Origin of the sequence: Humibacter sp. (assembly GCF_035547335.1) — a bacterium.
Classification (GTDB): domain Bacteria; phylum Actinomycetota; class Actinomycetes; order Actinomycetales; family Microbacteriaceae; genus Humibacter.
On the sequence record NZ_DASZVF010000047.1, the window covers coordinates 44,330 to 67,899 of the forward strand.

General features: G+C 68.4%; 22 protein-coding genes, 1 tRNA gene and 1 pseudogene. 17 read left to right on the forward strand and 7 right to left on the reverse strand.

Going from position 1 to position 23,570, the window contains the following annotated elements:
- Positions 1–86: 86 nt before the first annotated feature.
- Positions 87–163: transfer RNA gene (locus tag VHB92_RS10330), tRNA-Met, on the forward strand.
- A 168-nt stretch (positions 164–331) separates the two neighbouring features.
- Positions 332–1,168, forward strand: a complete 837-nt coding sequence (locus VHB92_RS10335; RefSeq protein ID WP_325453668.1) for a carbon-nitrogen hydrolase family protein — start codon at positions 332–334, stop codon at positions 1,166–1,168.
- Between the two features lie 76 nt (positions 1,169–1,244).
- On the opposite strand, the gene VHB92_RS10340 is transcribed toward VHB92_RS10335, so the two are convergent.
- The gene (locus tag VHB92_RS10340) at positions 1,245–2,444 is read right to left on the reverse strand and encodes a pyridoxal phosphate-dependent aminotransferase (protein ID WP_325453696.1); all 1,200 of its coding nucleotides are present in this window, start codon (positions 2,442–2,444) and stop codon (positions 1,245–1,247) included.
- A 151-nt stretch (positions 2,445–2,595) separates the two neighbouring features.
- Between VHB92_RS10340 and VHB92_RS10345 the strand changes: the two genes are divergently transcribed.
- The 7 genes from VHB92_RS10345 to VHB92_RS10375 all read left to right on the forward strand — a co-directional run bounded on the left by VHB92_RS10345 (position 2,596) and on the right by VHB92_RS10375 (position 10,277).
- Entirely contained in the window at positions 2,596–3,138 is a 543-nt protein-coding gene (locus VHB92_RS10345) for a hypothetical protein (protein ID WP_325453669.1), read from the forward strand.
- The gene (locus tag VHB92_RS10350) at positions 3,114–3,926 is read left to right on the forward strand and encodes a PKD domain-containing protein (RefSeq protein ID WP_325453670.1); all 813 of its coding nucleotides are present in this window, start codon (positions 3,114–3,116) and stop codon (positions 3,924–3,926) included. Before VHB92_RS10345 ends, VHB92_RS10350 begins: the two co-directional genes overlap by 25 nt.
- Positions 3,927–4,094: 168 nt before the next feature.
- The gene (locus VHB92_RS10355) at positions 4,095–5,864 is read left to right on the forward strand and encodes a S1C family serine protease (protein ID WP_325453671.1); all 1,770 of its coding nucleotides are present in this window, start codon (positions 4,095–4,097) and stop codon (positions 5,862–5,864) included.
- A 175-nt stretch (positions 5,865–6,039) separates the two neighbouring features.
- Positions 6,040–7,104: a glycosyltransferase family 2 protein gene (locus VHB92_RS10360; protein WP_325453672.1), complete on the forward strand. Its 1,065-nt coding sequence runs from the start codon at positions 6,040–6,042 to the stop codon at positions 7,102–7,104.
- 1 nt (position 7,105) lies between these two features.
- Entirely contained in the window at positions 7,106–7,915 is an 810-nt protein-coding gene (locus tag VHB92_RS10365) for a CDP-alcohol phosphatidyltransferase family protein (protein ID WP_325453673.1), read from the forward strand.
- Positions 7,912–8,814 carry a glycosyltransferase family 2 protein gene (locus VHB92_RS10370; protein WP_325453674.1) on the forward strand — a complete coding sequence of 301 codons (903 nt, stop codon included), beginning with the start codon at positions 7,912–7,914 and terminating at the stop codon, positions 8,812–8,814. Before VHB92_RS10365 ends, VHB92_RS10370 begins: the two co-directional genes overlap by 4 nt.
- A gap of 167 nt (positions 8,815–8,981) precedes the next feature.
- Positions 8,982–10,277 carry a CDP-glycerol glycerophosphotransferase family protein gene (locus VHB92_RS10375; RefSeq protein ID WP_325453675.1) on the forward strand — a complete coding sequence of 432 codons (1,296 nt, stop codon included), beginning with the start codon at positions 8,982–8,984 and terminating at the stop codon, positions 10,275–10,277.
- Between the two features lie 58 nt (positions 10,278–10,335).
- Here VHB92_RS10375 and VHB92_RS10380 read toward each other — a convergent pair whose 3' ends face one another.
- Positions 10,336–11,139, reverse strand: a complete 804-nt coding sequence (locus VHB92_RS10380) for a hypothetical protein (RefSeq protein WP_325453676.1) — start codon at positions 11,137–11,139, stop codon at positions 10,336–10,338.
- 113 nt (positions 11,140–11,252) lie between these two features.
- On the opposite strand from VHB92_RS10380, the gene VHB92_RS10385 reads away from it, so the two are divergent.
- On the forward strand, positions 11,253–11,852 hold the full coding sequence (locus tag VHB92_RS10385; protein WP_325453677.1) for a tetratricopeptide repeat protein: 600 nt from the start codon (positions 11,253–11,255) through the stop codon (positions 11,850–11,852).
- Between the two features lie 254 nt (positions 11,853–12,106).
- The gene (locus VHB92_RS10390; RefSeq protein ID WP_325453678.1) at positions 12,107–12,406 is read left to right on the forward strand and encodes a helix-turn-helix transcriptional regulator; all 300 of its coding nucleotides are present in this window, start codon (positions 12,107–12,109) and stop codon (positions 12,404–12,406) included.
- A 4-nt stretch (positions 12,407–12,410) separates the two neighbouring features.
- Here the strand turns inward: VHB92_RS10390 and VHB92_RS10395 are convergent, their stop codons facing one another.
- The 4 genes and pseudogenes from VHB92_RS10395 to VHB92_RS10410 all read right to left on the reverse strand — a co-directional run bounded on the left by VHB92_RS10395 (position 12,411) and on the right by VHB92_RS10410 (position 15,273).
- Positions 12,411–12,716, reverse strand: a complete 306-nt coding sequence (locus VHB92_RS10395) for a hypothetical protein (RefSeq protein WP_325453679.1) — start codon at positions 12,714–12,716, stop codon at positions 12,411–12,413.
- Positions 12,717–12,867: 151 nt separating this feature from the next.
- Positions 12,868–13,467, reverse strand: a pseudogene (locus tag VHB92_RS10400) (ABC transporter ATP-binding protein); the annotation flags it as partial.
- A 179-nt stretch (positions 13,468–13,646) separates the two neighbouring features.
- Positions 13,647–14,450 (reverse strand): ABC transporter permease, encoded by an 804-nt coding sequence (locus VHB92_RS10405; RefSeq protein ID WP_325453681.1) that lies wholly within the window; start codon positions 14,448–14,450, stop codon positions 13,647–13,649.
- A 124-nt stretch (positions 14,451–14,574) separates the two neighbouring features.
- Positions 14,575–15,273, reverse strand: coding sequence for a phosphocholine cytidylyltransferase family protein (locus VHB92_RS10410; protein ID WP_325453682.1), 699 nt, complete (start codon positions 15,271–15,273; stop codon positions 14,575–14,577).
- A 557-nt stretch (positions 15,274–15,830) separates the two neighbouring features.
- On the opposite strand from VHB92_RS10410, the gene VHB92_RS10415 reads away from it, so the two are divergent.
- The 3 genes from VHB92_RS10415 to VHB92_RS10425 all read left to right on the forward strand — a co-directional run bounded on the left by VHB92_RS10415 (position 15,831) and on the right by VHB92_RS10425 (position 19,554).
- Entirely contained in the window at positions 15,831–17,639 is a 1,809-nt protein-coding gene (locus tag VHB92_RS10415) for an ATP-binding cassette domain-containing protein (RefSeq protein ID WP_325453683.1), read from the forward strand.
- On the forward strand, positions 17,615–19,195 hold the full coding sequence (locus VHB92_RS10420; protein ID WP_325453684.1) for a hypothetical protein: 1,581 nt from the start codon (positions 17,615–17,617) through the stop codon (positions 19,193–19,195). The genes VHB92_RS10415 and VHB92_RS10420 overlap by 25 nt, the downstream gene beginning before the upstream one ends.
- Before the next feature lie 65 nt (positions 19,196–19,260).
- Positions 19,261–19,554 carry a DUF3039 domain-containing protein gene (locus VHB92_RS10425; protein ID WP_325453685.1) on the forward strand — a complete coding sequence of 98 codons (294 nt, stop codon included), beginning with the start codon at positions 19,261–19,263 and terminating at the stop codon, positions 19,552–19,554.
- A gap of 146 nt (positions 19,555–19,700) precedes the next feature.
- On the opposite strand, the gene VHB92_RS10430 is transcribed toward VHB92_RS10425, so the two are convergent.
- Positions 19,701–20,957 carry a nicotinate phosphoribosyltransferase gene (locus VHB92_RS10430; RefSeq protein WP_414653098.1) on the reverse strand — a complete coding sequence of 419 codons (1,257 nt, stop codon included), beginning with the start codon at positions 20,955–20,957 and terminating at the stop codon, positions 19,701–19,703.
- Positions 20,958–21,093: 136 nt separating this feature from the next.
- Here VHB92_RS10430 and murI point away from each other — a divergent pair, with 136 nt between their 5' ends.
- The 3 genes from murI (at position 21,094) to rdgB (ending at position 23,464) form a co-directional block, all read left to right on the forward strand.
- Positions 21,094–21,942 (forward strand): glutamate racemase, encoded by an 849-nt coding sequence (gene murI / locus VHB92_RS10435; protein ID WP_325453687.1) that lies wholly within the window; start codon positions 21,094–21,096, stop codon positions 21,940–21,942.
- 116 nt (positions 21,943–22,058) lie between these two features.
- On the forward strand, positions 22,059–22,823 hold the full coding sequence (rph, locus tag VHB92_RS10440) for a ribonuclease PH (protein WP_325453688.1): 765 nt from the start codon (positions 22,059–22,061) through the stop codon (positions 22,821–22,823).
- On the forward strand, positions 22,820–23,464 hold the full coding sequence (rdgB, locus tag VHB92_RS10445; RefSeq protein WP_325453689.1) for an RdgB/HAM1 family non-canonical purine NTP pyrophosphatase: 645 nt from the start codon (positions 22,820–22,822) through the stop codon (positions 23,462–23,464). Before rph ends, rdgB begins: the two co-directional genes overlap by 4 nt.
- Positions 23,465–23,570 lie beyond the last annotated feature (106 nt).

The window sequence follows — 23,570 nt, forward strand, 5'->3', positions numbered from 1 at the left end:
TCGCCGAACGGTCCGTGCCCGGACGCTCGTCGCGCCGGCGCTCGATTTCGACCCGCGATGCCCGCATGCTAGGCTTGATGACGTGCCGCGGGGTGGAGCAGCTCGGTAGCTCGCTGGGCTCATAACCCAGAGGTCGTAGGTTCAAATCCTGCCCCCGCAACCAATCGGAGAAGGCGTCCCGCCACGGGGCGCCTTCTTCGTCTCTCCCGGGCGGGCCGTTTCCCGGTCCGGGGTGGATGCACTCCGAAGGGATGGTCGACGTGGCGAGCAGCGGATCGAGCCGACGACTCCCGGCAAGCGGCGCCGCTCTGCGTGCGGAAGGGGCGCTGTCGTGAGCGAGACGGAGGCCGAGCAGCGGGCATCCGGCGCCATTGCGGTAGCCGTCGCGCAGTTCGCACCCGGAGCGCACTCCGAGGTGAACTTCGACGCGATCGCAGACTTCGCGGCCGTCGCAGCCGCCCGCGGTGCAGACCTCGTGGTCTTCCCCGAATACTCGTCCTACTTCGTCGATCCCGTGGATGCGCGATTCCTCGACCACGCGGAACCGCTCGGCGGACCGTTCACCACGGCGCTCGCCGAGCTCGCCGACGCGCTGGGCACTGCGATCGTGGCCGGTTTCGCGGAGCGCACGGATGACCCCGGCCGTTTCTCGAACACGCTCGCGGCGGCAGTGCCGGGTGAAGGCATCCGCGCCGTGTACCGCAAGCAGCATCTCTACGACGCCTTCGGGGCACGGGAGTCCGACGTCGTGCTCCCCGGAGAGCTCGAGGAGCCGCAGCTGTTCACCGTCGGCGGGTTCACCGTCGCGCTCCAGACGTGCTACGACCTCCGATTTCCCGAGATCACGCGCACGCTGGTGGATGCCGGCGCGGAGCTCGTCGTCGTGCCCAGCGAGTGGGTGCGCGGCCCGCTCAAGGAGCACCACTGGCGCACGCTCATCACGGCACGTGCCATCGAGAACACGATCTTCGTGGCGGCCGCCGACCACACCGGTCCGGTCGGCGTGGGCTCGAGCGTGATCGTGGACCCGATGGGCGTCGTGCTGGCGGATGCCGGGGAGCGCCCCGGCGTCAGCGTCGCGTGGCTCAGCCGCGAAAGGCTCGACGCTGTGCGTTCGACGAATCCCGCGCTGTCGCTTCGGCGCTATTCCGTCGTGCCCACGCGCTGAGGCCACGTCCGAGCCCGCGCGCTGGCGCAGTCAGTAGCACCGGCCCGCCGTAGCTCTCAATACCAGCGCGCCGGCGTCATCCGAGGTCGGCCAGCTGGGCGGCCGCTCGTTCCAGAACGTCGACTCGCTTGCAGAAGGCGAAGCGTACGAGCGATGCCGCCTCGCCGCGCATCCGAGGCCCGCAGAAGGCCGAGATGGGAACGCCGACCACGCCGGCGAGCGAGGGCAGCTCACGGCAGAAGGCGACGGCGTCGGTGTAGCCGAGCGGAGCGGCATCCGCCACGACGAAGTAGGAGCCGTGCGAGGGGAACACGGTGAATCCGGCGCTCTCCAGCCCGGCGGAGAGCAGGTCGCGCTTCGCCGCGAGGGTGGCGGCGATGTCGGTGAAGAAGGCATCGGGCATCCGGAGCCCTGCGGCGATGGCCGGCTGGAACGGCGCGCCGTTCACGTAGGTGAGGAACTGCTTGACCGCCGTGATGGCGGTGACGAGTGCCGGCGGTGCCACGACCCAGCCGATCTTCCATCCCGTGGTGCTGAACGTCTTTCCGCCGGACGAGATGGTCACGGTGCGGTCGCGAGCACCTGGGAGGGTCGCGATCGGGATGTGCGGACGATCGAACGTCAGGTGCTCGTACACCTCGTCGGTGACGACGACGGCGTCGTGCGCATGGGCGAGCTCGACGATCGTCGCGAGGGTCTCACGTCCGAACACGGCGCCCGTCGGGTTGTGCGGGTCGTTCACCAGGATGACGCGGGTGCGGTCGGTGACGGCCGAGCGCAGCTCGTCGAGGTCCGGCTCGAAGTTCGGCGCGCGCAGCCGCACCGTTCGATGGATGCCGCCGGCTAGCGCGATCGTGGCCCCGTACGCATCGTAGAACGGCTCGAAGGTGACGACCTCGTCGCCTTCCTGCAGCAGGCCGAGCAGCGTCGACGCGAGCGCCTCCGTCGCTCCGGCCGTGACGAGAACCTCGCGGTCGGGATCGACCTCGAGGTCATAGAAGCGCTGCTGGTGCTCCGCGATCGCCTCGCGCAGAACGGGCATCCCGATGCCGGGCGGATACTGATTGAGCCCGTCGCGGATGCTCCGCACCGCCGCGTCGATGACCTCGGCCGGTCCGTTCTCATCAGGGAACCCCTGCCCGAGGTTGATCGCCCCGGTGCGGGCAGCGAGCGCGCTCATCTCGGCGAAGATCGTGGGGGACACCGTTCCGTCGTCGCCCAGCAGTCCCGCACCGCGTGCAGCGCTCTGCCAGTTGCCGGGGATCAACGCCGTCATCGTGCCTCCGCTCGTCTCGTCGCGCTTCGTCGCGCGTCTCACGCTAGCGCGATGGCGCATGCGAGGCGGTCCAGGCCACACTGTCGTCCCCGGGCGTGCCCCTGTGGATAATGCGTGGGCCGAGCCCATGTCTTGCCCTACGGTTGTCGGCATGTCCCTGCGCCGACGGATGCCCGCCGTGGCTCTCGCCGCACTCGTCGCGCTCGCGCTCGCCGCCTGCACGCCGGCACATCCCCGGCCCACGCCGTCGTCGAGCCCAGCGGCGACGCCCCTCTTCTCGTCCGACGCGGAAGCGCTCAAAGCCGCGACGGATGCCTACGCCGCATACCTGAAGGTGTCGGACGAGATCTCACACGACGGTGGTGCGAACCCGGAGCGCATCAAGCCGTATGTGACGACGCATCAGTATCAGCGGGAACTGAAGGGATTCGATTCGTTCCGAAGCAAAGCGTTGCACACGACCGGATCTAACACGTTCGATTCGATGCAAATCGGCAATGTATCCGGCACATCCATCGACGCCTACGTCTGCTTCAGCAGTGTGAATATCCATGTGCTGAATGACAAGGGGGAGGACGTAACTCCATCGAGGGACTCCCCGCGCATACCGTTCGAACTCGCTTTCGATGCACGAGACAAAAACCACCTGCTGCTTTCCCGGAGTGACATATGGTCGGGCCACAACTTCTGCTAGCCAGTGCCCTCTGCTTCGTCGCGCTGGTGCAGCCGACCGCACGTCAGGATTCGAGTTGCACGGCTGCCGAGTGGTCTGCTGGCCTCTGCTCCACCGGCACCATCTCAGGTGATCACGTCGACCTGGGCGCGTCGAGCGGCGGGGGCTCCGGTTCCGGGGCGAGCGATTCCGGCTCGAACTCGGCAGGCGACGACGCAGCGTCGGGCGACGAGGAGCTGCCGCCGACGACGACAGGGACGACGTGCAAGGGCGTCGGCAAGTGCAACTTCGAGCTGGGCGACACGGGCATCCAGGTGACAGGCACCACGCTCGCGATGTCGGACCTCGCCTCGTTCTTCCCACAGCGCCCCACCGTCGCGAGCGAGCCTGACGGCTGGGCCATCATCGGGCTCGACACCAACTTCGTCTCCGGTGCGGCCCAGCACACGGCATCCGGCACGTTGCTCGGCCGGCCGGCGAGCGTTCGGTTCACTCCCGTCTCATTTCTCTGGGACTACGGCGACGGCGTCAGCGCCTCGACGGCATCCGGCGGTCGCACCTGGAAGCAGTGGGGCTTGCCGGAATTCAGCCCGACTCCGACCAGTCACATCTACTCAGCTGGCGGCAGCTATGAGGTGCGACTGACCGTGGAATACACCGCGCAGTACAGCATCGCGTCGGGGCCGTGGCTGGGCGTGCCGGGTACGCTGAGACTGTCCGCGCCGACGTTCACGGTCGTCGCCGCCGACGCGAAGACCGTGCTCGTGCAACGCAACTGCCAGGCCGATCCGCAAGGGCCGGGCTGCTGAGCTTTGCCGCATCGGAGCGGATGCCGGTGGCGGCGAGATCCGCTTCCGGGGAGGCCGGGAACGGGTCATGCCGAACCCATGGAATTGTTCTAGTCGGTTCACAGATTGCCCATAATCCACGCCCAGCATGACAGCGGATGCTTGGAGTGCTTGGAAGGAGCACGACAGATGACCGACACACCGAAGGACCCCGCGGAGAGGCCGGAGACGGCCCCCCAGCAGCCCGCCGCTGACGACTCGGCCGTCGCCGCGACTCAGCCGGGCGAGCGTGGCTCGGCTCTGCCCGGTGAGGCAGAGGTGACCGCTCAGCAGCAGCCCGCCGACGTGCCGTCCGCGCCCGCTGCAGAGACATCGCACGTTCCCAGCGCGCAGACGCCTGACGCGGCTCCCGCCCAGACAGCACCGTCTGCGGCGGCGAACCAGACACAGCCGACGGAACAGCTTCCTTCGTACGGCGCCGTTCCCACCTCGCCTGCCCAAGCCGGCGAGCAGCCTCAGCAGGGCGCTCCGGGCGTGCACAACCCGTACGCGCAGCAGCCCTACGGCCAGCCCGCCTATAGCAGCCAGCCCGGCCACTACCAGTATGGTGCGCAGCAGGCGCCCCAGCCTCAGCATGGCGCATTCGGGCAGCCGACCTATGCCGGCCAGCCGCCCTACGCGCAGCAGCACGCGGGACAGCAGGCTCCGACGAAGCAGAAAACCGTCAAGGGCAACCGCGCCGGCATCCTGATCACCGGGTTCGTGCTCGCCGGACTGCTCGGCGGTGGCGTCGGGGCCGGTGTGGTCGGCGTCTACGCTGCCAACACGCACAGCACCCGCTCGGTCACCTCGACCGGCGCCACCAATGTCACGGTGAATGACCCGCAGACGGCGACGGATGTCACGGCCGTGGCGTCCAAGGTCAGCCCGAGCGTCGTGACCATCAACGTGACCGGAAGTCAGGAAGCGGGCACCGGATCGGGTGTCATCCTCAGCGACGACGGCTACGTGCTCACGAACACGCACGTCGTCACGCTCGACGGTGAGACCGGCAGCGGCAGCGTGTCCGTCACGACCAACGACGGCAAGATCTACAAGGCCAAGGTCGTGGGCACGGATCCGGTGCTCGATCTCGCGGTCATCAAGCTGCAGAACGCCAGCGGGCTCACCCCCGCCACGTTCGCCAACTCGGACAAGGTGAACGTCGGCGACACCACGATCGCCATCGGCGCACCGCTCGGGCTCTCCGGCACGGTCACCAACGGCATCGTGAGCGCTCTGAACCGCAGCATCCAGATCGCCTCCTCTGCCGCGCCGAAGCAGGATCAGCAGGACAACGGTGGCAACGGCGACAACAGCCCGTTCAACTTCTGGAACTTCGATCAGAACGGCGGAGGCGACGGAAGCGGCAACGGCAACGGCGGTCAGTCATCCGCGCAGAGTACGATCTCGCTTCCGGTCATCCAGACGGATGCCGCGATCAACCCCGGAAACTCCGGCGGTCCGCTGCTCAACGGCAAGGGCGAGGTGATGGGCATCAACGTGGCCATCGCGAGCGCCGGGTCGTCCAACGACTCCAGCGGCCAGTCCGGGAGCATCGGCGTAGGCTTCGCCATCCCGTCGAACGTGGCGCAGCGCGTCGCGAACGACATCATCAAGGACGGCAAGGCATCCAGCGGCCTGCTCGGCGCCACGGTGGCGGACTCCACGTCCGACAGCAGTGCGACAACGGTCGGTGCTCTGATCAAGTCGGTCAGCTCCGGTGGAGCGGCGGCCGACGCCGGTCTCAAGGCGGGCGATATCGTGACGAACTTCAACGGCAAGCCGATCACGAACGCGACCGACCTCACCGCCCAGGTGCGCGCGCTGCCCGGTGGCGCCAAGGCCAGCATCACGTACGAGCGCGGCGGACAGACGCAGCAGACGGACGTCACGCTGGGCACACTGTCGACGGACTGACGACACCGCAGCCCGGTGACCACTACCGCCGGTTGAGCAGCGCCGAAGGCGCGTGTCGAAACCCCGCACCAAGTGGTTTCGACAAGCTCAACCGGCGGTTGGTGTCTGTGCGCCTCCCGGATGCCCGCTGCCATCGCGCTGATAGGCTGAGCCGACGGTTCGACGAGCGGATGTGATGGGCGAATCCAGCAGAGAAGGCGCCGGCGGCGCCGGCAGCCTCCCCGGCGTCTCGTACGTGATGCCGGTCTTGAACGAAGCGCCGTACGTGCGCGCCGCGGTCGAGCGCCTGCTCGCTCAGGATTACGCCGGACCGTACGACATCACGCTCGCGGTCGGTCCCAGCAACGACGGCACAGAGGACGTGCTGGAGCAGCTTTCCCGCGAGTATCCGAACGTTCGCCTGGTCCCGAATCCCGTGGCCTCCACGTCGGCCGGGCTGAACGTGGCGATCAGGGCATCCTCGTTCCCCATCGTCATCCGGGTCGACGCGCATTCGCTGCTGCCGCCGGAGTACACCCGCATCGCCGTGGAGACGCTCCAGCGCACCGGGGCCGACAACGTGGGCGGCCTGATGGATGCCAGGGGCACGACGCCGTTCGAGAAGGCGGTCGCCCGCGCGTACAGGTCGCGCATCGGACTCGGTGGCACCCAGCATCACGTCGGCGGGAAGGAAGGGCCGGCGCAGACGGCCTACCTCGGGTCCTTCCGCCGCGACCGCCTCGAAGCCGTCGGACTGTTCGACGAGGAGGTGCGCCGCGGACAGGACTGGGAGCTCAACCGCCGGCTGCGTGCCGCAGGCGGAACCGTGTGGTTCACCCCTGAGCTCGTCGTCACGTACCAGCCGCGCTCCAGCATCCGCTCGCTCGTCAACCAGTTCTTCGCCACCGGGATGTGGCGAGGCGAGCTCGTGCGCAGGTTCCCCTCCGCGAACTCATTGCGCTACTTCGCGCCGCCCGTGCTGGTCGTGCTGCTCGCCGCGTCGAGCATCGTGGGCCTTCTGGGGCTCGCCGGTCTCATCATCGGCGCGCCGCTCGGCTGGCTGACGCTCGCGTTCATCGTGCCCGTTCTCTACCTGTTGTTCGTCGTGGTGGCCGCACTCATCATCGGCTCGAGGGACGGGTTCGCCGCTATGCTGCGATTCATCGTGGTCGTGCCCACGATCCATGTCAGCTGGGGTGTGGGTTTCATCGGGGGATTCTTGGAGTTGTCGCACGACCTGCACAGCCGGTCGGGGAGGTAGCGTGTCGATTTCGGATTCCCGCCGTAGACCGGCGTCCATCGCGCAACTCCGCGAGGTGACGCAACCGCCGGAGGTGCGGCAGCGGCGCAATGCCGAGCACTGGACCGCGCATCTCTACCTGCGCGACATCTCGCCCTACCTGACCTGGGCGTTGCTCAAGACGCGGATCAGCGCCAACGGCGTCACCGGCTTCATGATCCTCTCCGGATGGCTCACCGCCGCCGCCCTGCTCATCCCCGGGTTCTGGGGCGCGCTGGTCGCCGTCATCCTCGGTCAGCTGCAGATGCTGTTCGACTGCTGCGACGGAGAGGTCGCCAGGTGGCGCAACAGCTCGTCTCCGGCCGGGCATTTCCTCGACGCGGTCGGGCATTACAGCACCGAGACGCTGATCGCCGTGGCGCTGGGCCTCAGGGCGGCCGCGTGGCCGTTCCAGGCGCCAGACGACTACCTGTGGACCACGCTCGGTTTCGCGCTCGCGCTGGTGCTCGTGCTCAACAAGGCGCTCAACGACCTCACGAGGGTCGCGCGTGCCTACGCCGGCCTGCCGCGACTGGGCAACGCCGAAGCGGATGCCGCCCCGCAGCAACGCCTCGTCGCGCTCGCCAGGCGCGCGGTCAGGTTCTTCCCGTTCCATCGCATGTTCCACTCCGTCGAACTCACCATCCTCACGTTCGTCGTCGCGGTGATCGCGCTGTTCACCGGCTCGCCCGCGACCGAGCGCGTCTACCTCGTCGTGTTGCTGGCGTTTGCCATCCTCGCGCTCGTCGGCCACTTCCTGGCGATCATGAGCTCCAAGCGTCTGCGAGCATGACGGGTCGGTCGGATCGGGGCTCCTCGCCCGTCGTGCCGGCGACCGTGGGGGTCGTCGTGCTGACGCAGGGAACGCGACCCGAGGAGCTGGCTCGGGCACTGGCATCCGTGCTCGCTCAGCGCGACGTGCAGGTGGATGTGGTGTGCGTGGGCAACGGGTGGGAGCCGACCGGACTCCCGCACGGCGTGAAGGCGCTGGGACTGCCCGACAACGTCGGGATCCCCGCCGGACGCAATGCCGGCGTGCCGTTCACGTCGGGAGAGTTCCTGTTCTTCCTCGACGACGACGAATACGTGGAGAGCGAGACGTTCCTCGCGGATGCGGTAGTCCGCTTCCGCGCCGACACCAGCCTCGGCGTGCTCCAGCCGCGCGTGCGCACGGTCGACGGATCGCCGGCTCCACGGCGCTGGGTGCCGCGACTGCGCAAGGGTGACCCGGCACGATCGAGTGCCGTGTTCTCGCTGCTGGAGGGTGCGATCGTGATGCCGCGGCAGGTGTTCGATGCGGCAGGCGGCTGGGCGGCGCCCTTCTTCTATGCGCACGAGGGCATCGAGCTCGCGTGGCGGGTGTGGGATCAGGGCAGGCGCGCCTGGTACGCGGGCGACCTCGAGGCCAGGCATCCGAATGTGCCGACGACCAGGCACTCCGACTTCTACTGGCGGAATGCCCGGAACCGTGTCTGGGTTGCCAGGCGCAATCTGCCCGCGGTGCTCGTGCCGGTGTATGTGGCGACGTGGACAGGCGTGCAGCTGCTCAGGGCGGCGAAGGTGCCAGGCACCCTGCGTCCGTGGTTCGCCGGATGGGCTGCCGGGTGGCGGGACGACCCGGGGGAGCGGCGCCCCATGAGCTGGCGCACGGTCTGGCGGATGACGCGTGCCGGGCGCCCGCCGCTGATCTGACCGGCTGTGGTCTGAGCGGCGCCGATCTGGCCGCTGCTGACCTACTCAGTACCGATTCGACCGGCGGGGATGACGAGCGAGACCCGCGCCGACCCGGCGGGCGCCCGACAGCGGAAGGGGATCCGACGTCCACCGAGTCCTGAGAATCGTCCAATATTCTTGACGCCATGGGTTTTGCACACGACGCTCGCGCCGGCGTTCGACTGATCAGGAATGCCTTCGTACAGCGCCGTGCTCGCGCCGATCTCGCCAATCGGCTGGCACTGGCCCCGGAGCTGGAGCCCGGCAGGTTCAAGATCGGCGTGTACTTCGCCGACAGCAAGGTGAACATGTACCAGATCCGCCAGTGGTACAAGCCGTTGCTGGAACTGAGCAAGACGTGGCCGGTGGTCATCCTGTCGCGCTCGCCGGTCGGCGCATCCGTGTTGCTGGATGAGTCGCCGATCCCCGTCGCCTACGTGCGCACCGTCGTCGATCTCGAGAACACCATCGCCCAGCAAGACCTGCGCGTGATCTTCTACGTGAACCAGAACACCCGCAACTTCCAGATGATGCGGTACGGCCGGCGCTGGCACGTGTTCATCAACCACGGTGAGTCCGACAAGATGTACATGACCACCAACCAGTTCAAGGCGTACGACTACGCGCTTGTGGCCGGGGACGCCGCCATCGCCCGCCTGAGCAGGGTGTTGTGGGATTACGACTTCGACAAGCGAGCCATCAAGATCGGCCGGCCGCAGGCGGACTTCTATTCCGGCACCCTGCCGTACACACCCGACGACCGCACGGTCGTGCTGTACGCGCCGACATGGGAAGGCGACAGAGCCGCCGCGGCCTACGGGTCCGTCGCCTCGCACGGTGTCGCCCTGGTGGAACAGCTGCTGGCGACCGGTCGCCACCGCGTCATCTACCGGCCGCACCCGCGCTCTGGTGTCGTCGACGAGGAGTACGGCAACGCGAACAAGCGCATCATCCAGGCGATCGAGTCCGCGAACGCGGCCGACCCGTCCGCCAAGCACGTCTACGACGACGGCCCGGAGCTCGGCTGGCAGCTGTCTGCGGCCGACATGGCCATCGTCGACATCTCGGCGATGGTGTACGACCGTCTCGCAGCGGGCAAGCCTCTCCTCATCACGCATCCCGTGCATCCCGAGGCCGAGATCGATCACGGCGGATACCTATCGGCCTGCGAATGGCTGTACGAGAAGGATGCGCCCGACATCGTGTCGATCGTGGATGACCTGCAGCACGACGAGGCCGCGGCCGAGCGTCTCAAGTACTGGGTGGAGCGCTACTTCGGCGACACCACACCGGGAGCGACGACGAAGCGCTTCCACGACGCCGTGCAGCACCTCATGGACGAGTGGGAGCGCTTCGCGACCCTGCACGCCACGGACGATACGTCGCTGGAGCACGGCGACGGCACAGATGCGGAGACGGCGGACTCCCTGCTCAGCGAGTGACGCGGCGGCGAGCGCTGTGGTGCGGCGGCAGGAGCTCAGTGCAGTCGGTGACGGGGCTTCACTCGGAGCCGGGTGCAGCGGCGACGGCCGTCTCCTCTTCCGGCTCGACCTTCAGCACGTCGGCGAGCGATTCGGGGAAGGTATCGGGAAGGGCGCCGAAACCCGAATGCGCCGAATGCAGCACTCGGGCGCCGGTCATGCGGTTGCCGACTCCGCCGACGACCGCCCCCACCCCGAAGGGCAGCGCCTTTCCGATAATGCTCGCCGATCCGGCCGTCGCCAGACGGCGGGTCATCGCACTCTGAAGCCGCTGGATCAGCGGACCGACCACGACGCGCGGGATGCTGCTGGAGACGACCTGCCGCCAGTACATCCCCCTCGTCACCTCTCGCTCCGTCAGCTCGAGTCCCCATTGCCGCACGAGCGCCGATCCCTCCTTGCCGAGCATCAACGCCAGCACGAGAGCCCGGGCGCGCTCTGGATCCTCGACGGCGATCCCATGGAGCTCGGCGATGGACTGCGCGAACAACGCCGTCGCTTCGAGGAAGGCGGCCGTCTCGACCGCTGACAAGGCCAGAGTGACGGCGGTTCCGACCGTCGGGATCACGGCAGTGGTACCCACGGCGGTGCCGCTGGTGGTGACAGCCATGAGGTAGCGCCGTCCGACGAGATAGGCGACCTCTTCGGGAGTGGCATCCGGATGCCGCCGCCTGATGCTGCGCAGATGGGCGAGAACGGCCGGCCTCTGCACGGCCAGGAACCGGTCGACTCCCCGGTTCACGCGGTGCGGCAGACCGACCCCTTTCGACGTGCTCGTGCCGGTGACGCCGACGATCGGCTTGACCTTCTTCGAGCGTGCCATGCCATCGAGTCTACGGAGGGCGTGCATTCTCCCAGCGGCATGGGCCTGGCTGCGGGGGCCGCGGCCGCGTGCGGGCGGGGAGGTGCTCGTGGCGTTTCTCCTAAGCTGGCCGGATGCCCCGCCTGATCACGCAGACCGACTTCGACACCGCGCGCGACCGTGCCCATCGCGGCGAGAACATCGCCATCGCGGAGACCTTGCGTGCCTGGGCGACCGACGACGAGCACTTCACGCTGGCAGAGGGCGTGTCTCGCGCGGCCGTGCTCGTGGAGGCCGGCGACAACTTCGGCTACGCGGGCGATCACGCTGAAGCACTGCGCATGTACGAGGCTGCCAGAGACGACGGCGGCCCCACGTACGTCGACCCGCGCGCGCTCATCGTCCAGGCGCTCTACCAGGGCGGACGAAAGGATGCGGCACTCCAGCTGGCGGATGCCATGCGCAGGGATTCTCCGCAGCTCATCAACACGTTCCTGGTGCTCGGCGGCTTCTTCGAGCTGGTGGACGAATCCCAGCAGGCGCAGCGCTGGTACTCCATGGGAATCCGTGCGATGGACAGCGGCAACGTCCCGGGTTCCGAATCGCAGTACGAGACGATGCTGCTCGGTCGCGCGCGGGTCCGCGACGAGCTCGGCATGCCGCGCGACACGCTCGACGACGCCGCGAGGATCATCATCGAGAGGTATGCCGAGGGGCGCGGAGGCGGGGCGTAGTTCGGCCTGCGTTCGCCCGGCTCCCTTGCACGGTTTGACCCTCACGCACCGTGTGGGCGGAGCAGGGAGGGTGAGCAGCGTCGCTCTCCTGCGACGCTGCGGTTCCGCATGCGGTACTCGTCGTGCTCGCCGCCGGTCGAAACCGTGATCGATCGGGCATCGATCAACACGAACTCTTCGCGGCCTGGCGTCGATCTCTCACAGGGCACGAACGCTCTGGACCCGAACGCTGTGCCGCTCGTAGACAAGATCGCATGGTCGAGCCGTTCTCCCGCGCTGCCGGCGCGGTCGGCGAACGGCTTCGGAACATCCGCACCGCGCTCGGACTGAGTCAGGAAGAGGTGGCGTACCTGGCGGACATCCACCCGACGAACTACGGCAAGATCGAGCGAGGGCGCGCCAATCCGAGCCTGACCACGGTCATCCGGATCGCCACAGCGCTCGACACCGATGCGGGAGAGCTGATCTCGGGCCTCACGCTCGCCGACCTTCCCGGTCGTCATCGCCAGTACACCGCCAAGGACTTCATTCGCGAACGTGAACGGATGCGCTGAGCGGTCAGAAGCTCGCACGCCAGAGATACTCGTCACCGTTCGCGCGGTGCCAGCGCACGACGAGCACGGTGGATCGCGCCAGATCATGCCCGTGGATGGGGATCTCGGCCACCTCTCCCGGTTCGAGCGTGATGGGCGCCTGCACCGGCATGCTGCCGGCCCCGAGCAGGGAGAATCGCACGCCCGTGAGGGTCTCCAGGCTCGCATTGCGCAGGCGATAGCGCGGAGGTGTACTGCGATCGAAGGCGAACGGAACAGGGTAGGCGGCAGGCGGCGGATGAGGGTCGGTACGGGTTCGAGAGCTGGTCATGCCGGCACGCTAGAGGCGGCGTCCGACGCGGCGGCCGGAGCGGTGGGCAGGGGTGTTCCGCGATGACCTGGGGACGCGAAGCCCCGCGCAGCGAGGGCAGGGGATGCGAGGCGGCGAAGCGGAATGGCCGGCGCGGAAGGGACAGGGAGAGTCAGACGCCGTATTCGGAGTTGTAGCGTTCGAGCACGGTCGCGATGTCGGCATCCAGCGCGAGCGCCCCGCCCTCGAGATACAGACCGCGCTTGCAGAACCGGCGCAGGTCCTTCTCATTGTGCGAGACGAAGAACAAGGTCCGCCCGGCGGCGAGCATCTCCTCGATGCGGCGGTAGCACTTCTCGCGGAAAGCCTTGTCGCCGACAGCGAGCACCTCGTCGACGATCAGGATCGGCTCGTCCAACTGCGTGATCACGCTGAACGCGATTCGCACCTTCATGCCGCTGGAGAGGTGCTTGTACGGGGTGTCGAGGAAGTTCCCGATGTCGGCGAACCCCACGATGTCGTCGAATCGCTCATCGATCTGCCGCTTCGTCATGCCGTGCAGACCGGCCGTGAGATACACGTTCTCGCGCACGCTCAGATCGTCGACGAATCCGCCCGTGATCTCGATGAGGGGCGCTACACCCTCGCGCACGTCCACGACGCCTTCGTCGGGCAGGATGACGCCGGCCACGAGCTTGAGCAGAGTGGACTTTCCCTGACCGTTGCGGCCGACCACGCCGATGGCCTCGCCCGGTCGCACCGAGAACGACACGTCCCGCAGCGCCCAGAACTCGTCGGGACGGGAGCGCCGGGTGCGGGTGGAGAACAGGTCCTTGAAGCTGCGGCGCGAACGCCTGTTGCGCTTGAAGCGGATGCCCGCGCCCGCCACGTCGATGACCGCGCGCTCTGCGCGTGACGTCGCGACGGCATCCGTGGTCGTCGTCTCGGCCATCACATCTCCTTCAGCACCGTGCGGATGGTGCGCCGGAACACCAGCACTCCCACCGCGAGGAAGATGAGCGAGCCGACCACGGAGATGAGCACGAGCTTCCAGCTCAGCTCGTGCGGGAAGAACGCCGACCGGTACAGGCCGAACAGGCCGACCAGCGGATTCAGGGCGACGATGCCCTGGAATGAGGACGGCACATCGCCGATCTGGAAGACGATCGCGGATGCGTAGAACAGCAGCCGCAGGATGAGCCGCACGGCTCGCTCGAGATCCTTGAAGAACACGACGACGGGGGCGATGATCAGCCCGAGCCCGACGAGCATCACGGCTTGGATCAGCATCGCCACCGGCCAGTACAGGACCGTCCAGTTCAGGTGCGCGCCCGCGAAGATCGCGAACAGGGCCAGCACGGGCAGCGAGAACACGAACTCGATGCCCTTGCTCAGCACGATCCGGTTGATCCAGATCGTCCGCGGGATGGCCGTCGACCTGATCAGCTTCGCCTCGCGGCTGAACGCCCGCGTGAAGTCCAGCACGGCACCGTTGAACCAGGTCCAGGGGAGGAGCCCGCTCAGCAGGAAGACGATGTACGGCTGCTCACCCGTACCGCCCCTGTGGAAGATGCCGACGAAGACCAGGTAGTAGATGGCGGCCATCAGCAGAGGGTCGAGGATGGACCAAACGTAGCCGAGCGCATTGGTCGCGTACCGCACGTGCAGGTCGCGCTTGGTGAGCAGCCAGAGCGAGTGACGGTACCGCGCGAACGGTGTGCGCTGGGTCGGGCGCACGTCGGCGTAGGTGGTCACGCTCCCATCGTAGGGTGCCCTCCAGCGCCGTCCCTGAACGCGCTCGTCGCGCACGTCGGCACCGCCTGCAAATGACGGATGCCGTCGACCCGATCGGCCGACGGCATCCGTAGTGGAAGCAGGATCAGACGAAGAGGTTCGCGCGCTCCAGGTCTTCTGCGAAGTCGATCTCGACCGCGTACAGGTCGGAGATGTCGATGGGCTCGACGAGCATGCCGTCGTGCTGGATGGCCAGCTCGAGGCCGCGCTCGAAGTAGTCCTGGTCGTCCACGTGCTGAAGATGGTGGAGGAGCGCCGCCTTGTCGCGGCTGGACACGTAGTTGATGCCCACGGCCTCGCCGAGACCACCCTTCACCGTCTTCGACAGCTTCTCGATGTAGCCCTCGGCGCCGGTGGTGTACTTGACCTCTTCATCGGACACCTTGGCGGTGTTCACCGTGACGAACGACTGGTCGCGTGCGATGGCCTCCGCAGCGCGCACGAGCACGCCCGGGTCGAACACGACGTCGCCGTTCATCCAGAGCACGCCGCCATTGCCGCTCGACTTCAGCGCGCGCATGAGGCTCTTCGAGGTGTTGGTCTGGTCGTACTGCTCGTTGTAGACGAAGGATGCGTCGGGGAAGGCCTCGACGATGTGCTCGAGCTTGTACCCGACGACGATCGTGACCTTGACCTTCGGGCCGAACGCCGCGTGGATGTTGTCGAACTGCTGCTGCATGATGGTGCGGCCGTCGCTGAGCTCGGTCAGCGGCTTCGGCAGTGAGCGTCCGAGTCGGCTGCCCATCCCTGCCGCGAGAATCACTACCTGCGGTGTGGTGGTCACGTTTCGTCTCCTGTCGTTCCAGCGCATAGTCGACCCCCCATGAGTTGAACTGTGTGACTAACGGATGACAGTCGATCGGCGGACCAGGGCACCGTGCCCTGCACCGACGGCTTCCGTTCACCGAAGTGTCACTGATGCGTATGTACAAAGACACCGCGTTGTGCCGGTGATTTGAATTTACCCGGCGCTTGCGCCCCGAATGCGGGACGTTGCCGTTTCGTGATCGTTTTATGGGAGTGCTCTTAGAAAGCGGGATGCCCGCTCACAGCAGCCGCCGGTCGCCGCGTCCGTCTCCGTCCCGGCGAACGGCTCCGCCGTGCGGAATCGCCTGTCCTTCCTATGCCATGACACCGCATGACGTCGCGTTCCGGCCAGGGGTGTCCAGGAAGCGATTGGTAGGTTAGCGTAAGGAATTCGATGGCTCCGATGGGGGAGGTCACCCGGGTCGGTCGGTGCCGACGAAGGGGACCGTGCCCCGCTGGTGCAGCAGGTAAGCGCGGGGTCGCATCCGTGCGGCTCATGGGTTCGAGGGGACCACGGTAACGGGGGTAGGGCGCGTGCAAGAAGACCCGCAGGCAACGATCGCGGGTGGCGCCGAGGCGTTCGAAGAAGCGGAGAGCTCCGGCGCCAAGGCCCCCGACGCCCGTGTGGTGAGGGCGCGAGGACTCGGCGCAGCAGAGGATCGTCGTGGCAGGCCACGGGCGACGGGTGCCGCAGCGAATGCCTCGGTCGTTGGCGACGCGGCCGGCGGCGAGTCGGCTCCGGTCGTGGTGACGACGGCGCCGCGTGGCACGAGAGGTGCGGCACGCAAGCGGAGTCACACCGCTCGCGCGACGAAGGGCACGGGTGTGGTCGCCGGTGCACCCGAGGCGCGCACAGCCGTCGACGAACCGACGCAGACGTCTTCCGGCAGCATCACGCCGCCTGGCGATTCGGCAACGGCGGCAGAGGCTGTCGCGAGCGGTTCGGCAGGGGCGCCACCCGCTGCCACTCCGGCCTCTCCCGTTGCGCCTCCCGATGTTGCGCTCGCCGTCGAGTCAGCCCCGAGCGGCATCGAGCCCGCCACACTCGTCGGCGAGCAGGCCTCGCAGCAGAAGACGGGCGATCCCGACGTCGACACGGGCCCGATGCCCGCGCACTCCTCGCCCGTCGACGAGAACACCGGCTCCCGTCAGCGCATCACCCTGTTCGGAAGGCGACGCCGCGCGGCAGCAGCCTCGGCGGCGGCAGAAGCTGCCGACTCGCAGACCGCGGCCGAGGAATCGGATCTGCTGGCCGAGCTCGTCCGCGAGACCGAGACCGATGTCGCGATCGAAACCGAGGCCCCGACCATTGCTGCGCCGGGTCCCACGCGCACCGGTCGGTCCGACGTGCCCGATTGGGTCGTCGAGCAGGTGTACGCATCCGACGAGCGCGACGAGGCGCTCGCCAGCCCCGCGAGCGACGAATATCTGGTGGAGACGGTGGACCGCAACGCCTTCGCAGGTGCCGGCGCAGCAACCGCGTCCGCGGAAGCCGAGTCGGAATCCGCGCACCGGGCCAGGGCGCGTCGCGCAGCCGAGACCAGGGCGTTCCCGCCCGCGCGCCCCGCTCCACCCTCGACGGCCCCCGTCGTGCTGGCCGTGAACGGCCTGCACAAGCGCTACGGCGACGTCGTCGCGGTCGACGGCGTGAATCTGAGCGTGCGAGCCGGATCCCTGTACGGCATCGTGGGGCCGAACGGCGCAGGCAAGACCACGACGCTGTCGATCATCACAGGACTGCTGCGAGCCGACTCGGGTTCCGTGTCCGTCAACGGCGTGGATGCCCGAAAACACCCACGCGAGGCCAAGCGCGTCATCGGCGTGCTGCCCGACCATCTGCGCACCTTCGACCGACTGACCGGCGCCCAGCTTCTGTACTACGCCGGCACCCTTCGCGGCCTGGATGCCGCCACCACGCGACAGCGCTCGTCGGATCTCGCCACGGCGTTCGGCATCGAGGACGCCATGGGACGGCTCGTCGCCGACTACTCGGCGGGCATGACCAAGAAGGTGTCGCTCGCGGCGGCCATGATCCACTCGCCGAGGCTCCTCGTGCTCGACGAGCCGTTCGAGGGCGTCGACCCGGTGTCGGCGGCGACGGTGACCGGCATCCTGCAGCGGTATGTGGATGCCGGCGGCACTGTGCTCCTCTCCAGCCACGGGATGGACCTCGTGCAGCGCATCTGCGACAGCGTGGCGATCATCGTGGGCGGCGTCGTGCTCGACTCCGGCCCCGTGGACGACGTGCGCGGCGAGAAGACGCTGGAGGACCGCTTCATCGAACTCGCAGGCGGCCGCAAGGCCGTGGAGGGGCTCGAATGGCTGCACAGTTTCTCCGACTGAAGCTCGCCTCGCTGGGCAGCGGGTTCCGGCGCGGCGGCTGGCATGCTTTCGGTCTCGTGGTGGGGCTGCTCTACACGGCCGCTGCCACGGTCGTGGTGTGCTGGGTGCTCGCGTCCGCCCGCACGGCCGCCGACGGCCAACTGGTGCGCGACATCCTCGTGATCGCGGGTGCCGTTGCTGCGCTCTGCTTCCTGCTCGTTCCGTTGTTCACCCGGCATGACGGCACGTTCGATCCCCGGTCGTACGCCGCGCTCGGTCTCGAGACCAGGCAGGTATCCGTCGGTCTGGGCGTCACGGCGCTGGCGTCGGTGCCGGCCGTCGTGCTCGCGATCTGCGCGCTGTTCACGGTGGTGACCTGGTCGGCGTATCCCGGCGCCGCCGTGCTGGCGTTCGTCGCGGCCGTGATCTGCGTGCCGACCTGGGTTCTTCTCGGCCGACTGAGCTCGTCCGTCGCGGCGTTCGCGTTGACGACACGACGCGCCCGCGAGTTCAGCGCCACGATCGCCGTGCTGATCATCGTGATGCTCTCCCCCTTCCTGTTCTTCCTCGTCACGCTGAACTGGAGCCGCGACGGCCTCAAGGTCGTGCACGCGGCGGCGGACTGGCTCAGCTGGACGCCGCTGGGCGCCGTCTGGGCGGTCGGCGGCGATGCGGCGGACGGCCAGTGGGGGAGCGCCGTGCTGAAGCTCGTGGTCGCACTGGCGACACTGGCCGTCATCGCGCTGGCGTGGTGGGCGCTCGCCGCGCACATGATGGTCACTCCCGACCATCAGGTGCAGGCAAAGTCATACGTCGGCCTCGGCTGGTTCGGCAGGATGCCGTCGCGTCCGGCCGGTGTCATCGCCGCTCGCAGCCTGACGTACTGGGGTCGCGACTCGAGGTACTGGGTGCAGCTGGTCCTCGTTCCGCTGTTCCCGCTCATCATGGTCGCCGCGCTGCTCATCTCCGGCGCCGTGCGGCCGCACGACGTCGCGCTCATCCCGCTGCCCGTCATCTGCCTGTTCGTGGGATGGGTAGCGCACAACGACGTGGCCTACGACGGAACGGCCATCTGGTTGCACATCGCCTCCGGCACGAGCGGAGTGGCGGACCGACTGGGGCGACTTGCGCCCGTTGTGCTGATCGCCGTGCCCGTCGTGGCGGTGGGGAGCATCCTCACGGTTCTCGCGTACGGCAGTTGGGACGTTCTGCCCGCCGTCATCGGCGTGAGCACCTGCCTGGTGCTCACCGGACTCGGGCTCTCCAGCGTGTCGTCGGCGCTCGCGCCCTACGCCGCGCCGCGGCCGGGCGACAGTGCGTTCTCGCATCCGCAGCACACGGGCGGATCGGCGACGCTCGCCCAGTTCCTCAGCCTCGCGCTCACGGCGCTGTTCGCCGGTGTGCCTGTTGCGATGATGGTGCTCGGCGTCGTGCAAGACCCGGCGTGGTTCGTGCGCTGCCTCGTGACGGGACTCGGAATCGGAGTGGTGGTGTTCGTCGGCGGCGTTCTTCTGGGCGCGATGGCGTTCAACAAGCGCGGGCCGGAGATCATGGGCTTCGCGCTGCGCAACGCCTGACGACGTGATTCCACAGGGGTGTGAGCAGGGCCTCGATGACCGGGCTCACCGCCTAAACTGGACGGATGGTCGACAACAGCATCGCAGAGCCGGGCGGACCCGGCGGAGCGCCCGAAGGCGGCGGCACCGCGACTCTCGACCGGGAGCTCGAGGAGCTGCTGCAGAACGAGCAGATGGAGCCCGGCGACCACGAGCGCTTCTCACACTACGTGCGCAAGGAGCAGATCCTCGAGTCCGCCGTGACCGGCAAGCCCGTCATCGCGCTGTGCGGCAAGAAGTGGACGCCCAACCGGGACCCGCAGAAGTTCCCGGTGTGCCCGGAATGCAAGAAGATCTACGAGGGCCTGAGCGACGAGTAGCGGAGCGGCGGGGAGTCGAATGACGCAAGCCGAGCGGCGACACGCTGAGCGGCGAATAGTCGAGTGACGCCAAGCTGAGCGGCGCGTAGCCGAGCGTCGACAAGCCGAGCGGTGAGCAGCCCGCCGAGTGCGCCAGCGGCGCCGGCTCAAACGTACTCGGTCGGAAGCGCGGGTTCTCCTCGGCCCAGCCGGAGTGCGGATTCGGGAAGCTCGTCGCGCGCCAGCGCGTGGTGGCGCCTGGCGGACTCGACGCCCTCGGCGCCGAGATGCTCCGGAACGGCCACTCCGTTCTGCATGAGCGGCACGTGCAGTCGCCTCCCCTGCGGAACAGGGCCGGGGCTCTGCACGATGTGGATCTCCTCGGCGACGGCGACCCCGACCTTGTCGAGCGCCCGCACCGGGATCTTGGCGCCTCCGATGGATGCCTTGCCCGTCGACGTCTTCGCCACCGGGATCCACTCGCCGGCCGAGTCCTTCCTGGCCACCAGCTTGTACACCATGCCCGCCGTGGGGGCTCCCGATCCGGTGACGAGCGACGTGCCGACTCCGTAGGAGTCCACGGGCGAGGCGCGCAGCGCGGCGATTGCGAACTCGTCGAGGTCGTTCGTCACGGTGATGCGCGTGTTCGTCGCGCCCAGTGCGTCCAGCTGCGCCCGCACGGAGGCGACGAGCACCGGAAGGTCGCCGGAGTCCAGGCGCACGGCGCCGAGCTCGGTGCCGGCGACCTTCACGGCCGTCTCGATCGCCTTGTGCACGTCGTACGTGTCGACGAGCAGCGTGGTTCCTGGGCCGAGGGAGCGCACCTGAGCGCGGAAGGCATCCTCTTCGCTGTCGTGGAGGAGCGTGAACGCGTGGGCGGCGGTGCCCATCGTGGGGATGCCCCACCTACGTCCCGCCTCCAGGTTGGAAGTCGCGCTGAAACCGGCGATGTACGCAGCCCGGGCGGCGGCGATGGCCGCCTCCTCGTGCGCTCGCCGCGACCCCATCTCCGCAACCGGACGCCCCGCGGCCGCCGACACCATGCGGGCGGCGGCGCCGGCGATCGCCGAGTCGTGGTTGAGCACGCTGAGCACGAGGGTCTCCAGCAGCACGCCCTCGCCGAACGGCGCATCCACCACGAGGATGGGGGAGCCGGGGAAGTACAGCTCGCCCTCGCGGTAGCCCCGGATCGTGCCGTTGAACCGGTAGTCCGCCAGCCAGTCGAGGGTCTCCTCGCGCACGACGTGGTTGTCACGCAGCCAGTCGAGCTCGGCATCCTCGAACCTGAACCGTTCGATCAGCTCGAGCAGGCGACCGATGCCGGCGACGACGCCGTAGCGCCTGCCGCCGGGCAGCGACCTGGCGAACACCTCGAACACGCATTCGCGTTCATGAGCGCCTGAGAGCATGGCGGCATCGAGCATGGTCAGTTCATAACGGTCCGTGAGTAGCGCTGAGGAGCGGCGCTCGCGTGCTGGCGTCACGATGACGAGCCTAGGACCAGCTGGGCCATTCCCGTCGGCGGCGAAGGCAGCAGGCGCCGAGAGACAGGATCTAGGCTTGTCAGCTGTGTCACCTGCTGCAACGGATGCCCCGATCGGGATCTTCGACTCGGGCGTCGGCGGCCTGACGGTCGCTCGGGCCGTACGCGATCAGCTGCCGAACGAGTCCGTGCTCTACGTGGGAGACACGGCGAACTCTCCGTACGGCCCGAAGCCGATCGCGCAGGTGCGCGCGCTGGCGCTGGAGGCCCTGGACTTTCTCGTCGAGCAGGGCGTCAAGATGCTCGTGATCGCGTGCAACACGGCATCCTCCGCGATGCTGCGCGACGCGCGGGAGCGGTACGACGTGCCGGTCGTCGAGGTGATCCAGCCTGCCGTGCGCAGGGCCGTCGCCACCACACGGAGCGGTCGGGTCGGCGTGATCGGAACGCTCGGCACCATCAACTCCAGGGCGTATGAGGATGCCTTCGCCGCAGCCCCTGAGCTACGGCTCTTCACGCAGGCGTGCCCCCGGTTCGTGGAGTTCGTGGAGTCGGGCGTGACGAGCGGGCAGGAGCTGCTGGATGTCGCCTCGGACTACCTGAGGCCGCTCCAGCAGGCGCAGATCGACACGCTCGTGCTCGGATGCACGCACTACCCGTTCCTCAAGGGCGCCATCTCGTACGTGATGGGCGAGAACGTCGCACTGGTGTCCAGCGACGTCGAGACGGCCAATGACGTGTACCGCGTGCTGGTCTCCCGGGGGCTCGAACGCACAGCGGCGGGCGAGCCGAGCATCCGTTACGAAGCGACCGGGGATGACACGGAGTCGTTCGTGCGCCTGGCGCATCGCATGCTCGGCACCGACGTGTCGAGCGTCGACGTCGTGCGAACGGGCGCCATCGACCTGCGCGAGCTGCGTCGCTGAGCACTCTGCTGTGTCGTGGACCACAGGCATCGCCCGACGTCGGACCGCGCGGTCGCCGTGACGAGCGCGGAGTCGCGCCGCGCCGACGATGCATCGCGCGCGGATAGGCTGGAGCGGTGACCGAGATCATCCGAGCCGACGGCAGAACCCCCGACCAGCTGCGCCCGATCACCATCGAGCGCGGCTGGAGTCAGCAGGCCGAGGGCAGCGCGCTCATCTCCTTCGGGCGCACTCGGGTGCTGTGCACCGCGTCGTTCACCGGCGGCGTGCCGCGCTGGCTGAGCGGCAAGGGCAAGGGCTGGGTGACGGCCGAGTACTCGATGCTGCCGCGCTCGACCAACGAGCGCACCGACCGCGAGTCGGTGAAGGGCCGCATCGGAGGCCGCACCCACGAGATCAGCCGGCTGATCGGCCGGAGCCTGCGCGCCGTCGTCGACACCAAGGCGCTCGGCGAGAACACCATCGTGCTGGACTGCGACGTGCTGCAGGCCGACGGCGGAACGAGGACGGCGGCGATCACGGGAGCGTATGTGGCGCTGGCGGATGCGCTGGCGTGGGGCAAGGAGCACCGGTTCATCGCCCAGCGCGCGAATCCGCTCATCGACAGCGTGGCGGCCGTCTCCGTCGGCATCATCGACGGTGAGCCGATGCTCGATCTCGCCTATGTCGAAGACGTGCGTGCCGAGACCGATATGAACGTCGTCGTCACCGGTCGCGGTCTCTTCGTCGAGGTGCAGGGAACGGCGGAGGGCGCGCCGTTCGATCGCCGCGAACTGGGTTCGCTGCTCGACCTGGCGGAGAGCGGATGCCGCGAGCTGGCCTCGCTGCAGTCCCGGGCGCTCGGCTCGGGCGACGACGACCAGGACGTCGCGGCCTCGTGAGCGACGCGGGCGTCGCGGGCCCGTCCGCCACCCGTGTGCGGGCTGTGCTGGCCACCCACAACAAGCACAAGCTCGAGGAGTTCGCCGCCATCATCGCCGAGCACCTGCAGCAGGTCGAGCTCGTCGAATACGACGGGCCGGAGCCGGTGGAGGACGGGATCACGTTCGCCGAGAACGCGCTGATCAAGGCGCGGGCCGCCGCAGCACACACCGGGCTGCTGGCGCTGGCCGACGACTCCGGCATCTGCGTCGACGTTCTTGGCGGTGCACCCGGCGTGTTCTCGGCCCGGTGGAGCGGGCGACACGGAGACGACGCCGGCAACCTCGAGCTCCTCCTCGCCCAGCTCGCCGACGTTCCCGATCGCCACCGCGGAGCCCATTACACCTGCGCCATCGCGCTCGTGCGGCCCGGGGCAGATGGCGAGCCGGGGGAGGAGCGCACCGTCGAAGGCGAGTGGGACGGCGTGCTCGCGCGCGCGCCACGGGGCGCCAACGGATTCGGATACGATCCGGCATTCGTGCCGGCGGGATCCCGGCTTACCGCCGCGGAGCTCGAGCCGGCCGTCAAGAACGCGCAGAGCCACCGGGCGCGTGCCTTCCGGGCCATGGTCCCGGCGCTGCAGCAGCTGCTCGGCGGCTGACCACGGAGCCTCGCCGACCAGGGCGCCTTATCGACCAGGCAGCCTCGCCGACCGGGGAGTATCGGCGACCGAGAGTCTCGCCGACGTGACACGCGCGGCGCGCCGC

Bases quoted from the DNA above. Each gene is read 5' to 3' on its own strand.
- VHB92_RS10340 (WP_325453696.1), bottom strand. From the start codon at position 2,444: ATGACGGCGTTGATCCCCGGCAACTGGCAGAGCGCTGCACGCGGTGCG.
- VHB92_RS10345 (WP_325453669.1), top strand. From the start codon at position 2,596: ATGTCCCTGCGCCGACGGATGCCCGCCGTGGCTCTCGCCGCACTCGTC.
- VHB92_RS10350 (WP_325453670.1), top strand. From the start codon at position 3,114: ATGGTCGGGCCACAACTTCTGCTAGCCAGTGCCCTCTGCTTCGTCGCG.
- VHB92_RS10355 (WP_325453671.1), top strand. From the start codon at position 4,095: ATGACCGACACACCGAAGGACCCCGCGGAGAGGCCGGAGACGGCCCCC.
- VHB92_RS10360 (WP_325453672.1), top strand. From the start codon at position 6,040: ATGGGCGAATCCAGCAGAGAAGGCGCCGGCGGCGCCGGCAGCCTCCCC.
- VHB92_RS10370 (WP_325453674.1), top strand. From the start codon at position 7,912: ATGACGGGTCGGTCGGATCGGGGCTCCTCGCCCGTCGTGCCGGCGACC.
- VHB92_RS10375 (WP_325453675.1), top strand. From the start codon at position 8,982: ATGGGTTTTGCACACGACGCTCGCGCCGGCGTTCGACTGATCAGGAAT.
- VHB92_RS10380 (WP_325453676.1), bottom strand. From the start codon at position 11,139: ATGGCACGCTCGAAGAAGGTCAAGCCGATCGTCGGCGTCACCGGCACG.
- VHB92_RS10385 (WP_325453677.1), top strand. From the start codon at position 11,253: ATGCCCCGCCTGATCACGCAGACCGACTTCGACACCGCGCGCGACCGT.
- VHB92_RS10390 (WP_325453678.1), top strand. From the start codon at position 12,107: ATGGTCGAGCCGTTCTCCCGCGCTGCCGGCGCGGTCGGCGAACGGCTT.
- VHB92_RS10395 (WP_325453679.1), bottom strand. From the start codon at position 12,716: ATGACCAGCTCTCGAACCCGTACCGACCCTCATCCGCCGCCTGCCGCC.
- VHB92_RS10420 (WP_325453684.1), top strand. From the start codon at position 17,615: ATGGCTGCACAGTTTCTCCGACTGAAGCTCGCCTCGCTGGGCAGCGGG.
- VHB92_RS10425 (WP_325453685.1), top strand. From the start codon at position 19,261: ATGGTCGACAACAGCATCGCAGAGCCGGGCGGACCCGGCGGAGCGCCC.
- VHB92_RS10430 (WP_414653098.1), bottom strand. From the start codon at position 20,957: ATGCTCGATGCCGCCATGCTCTCAGGCGCTCATGAACGCGAATGCGTG.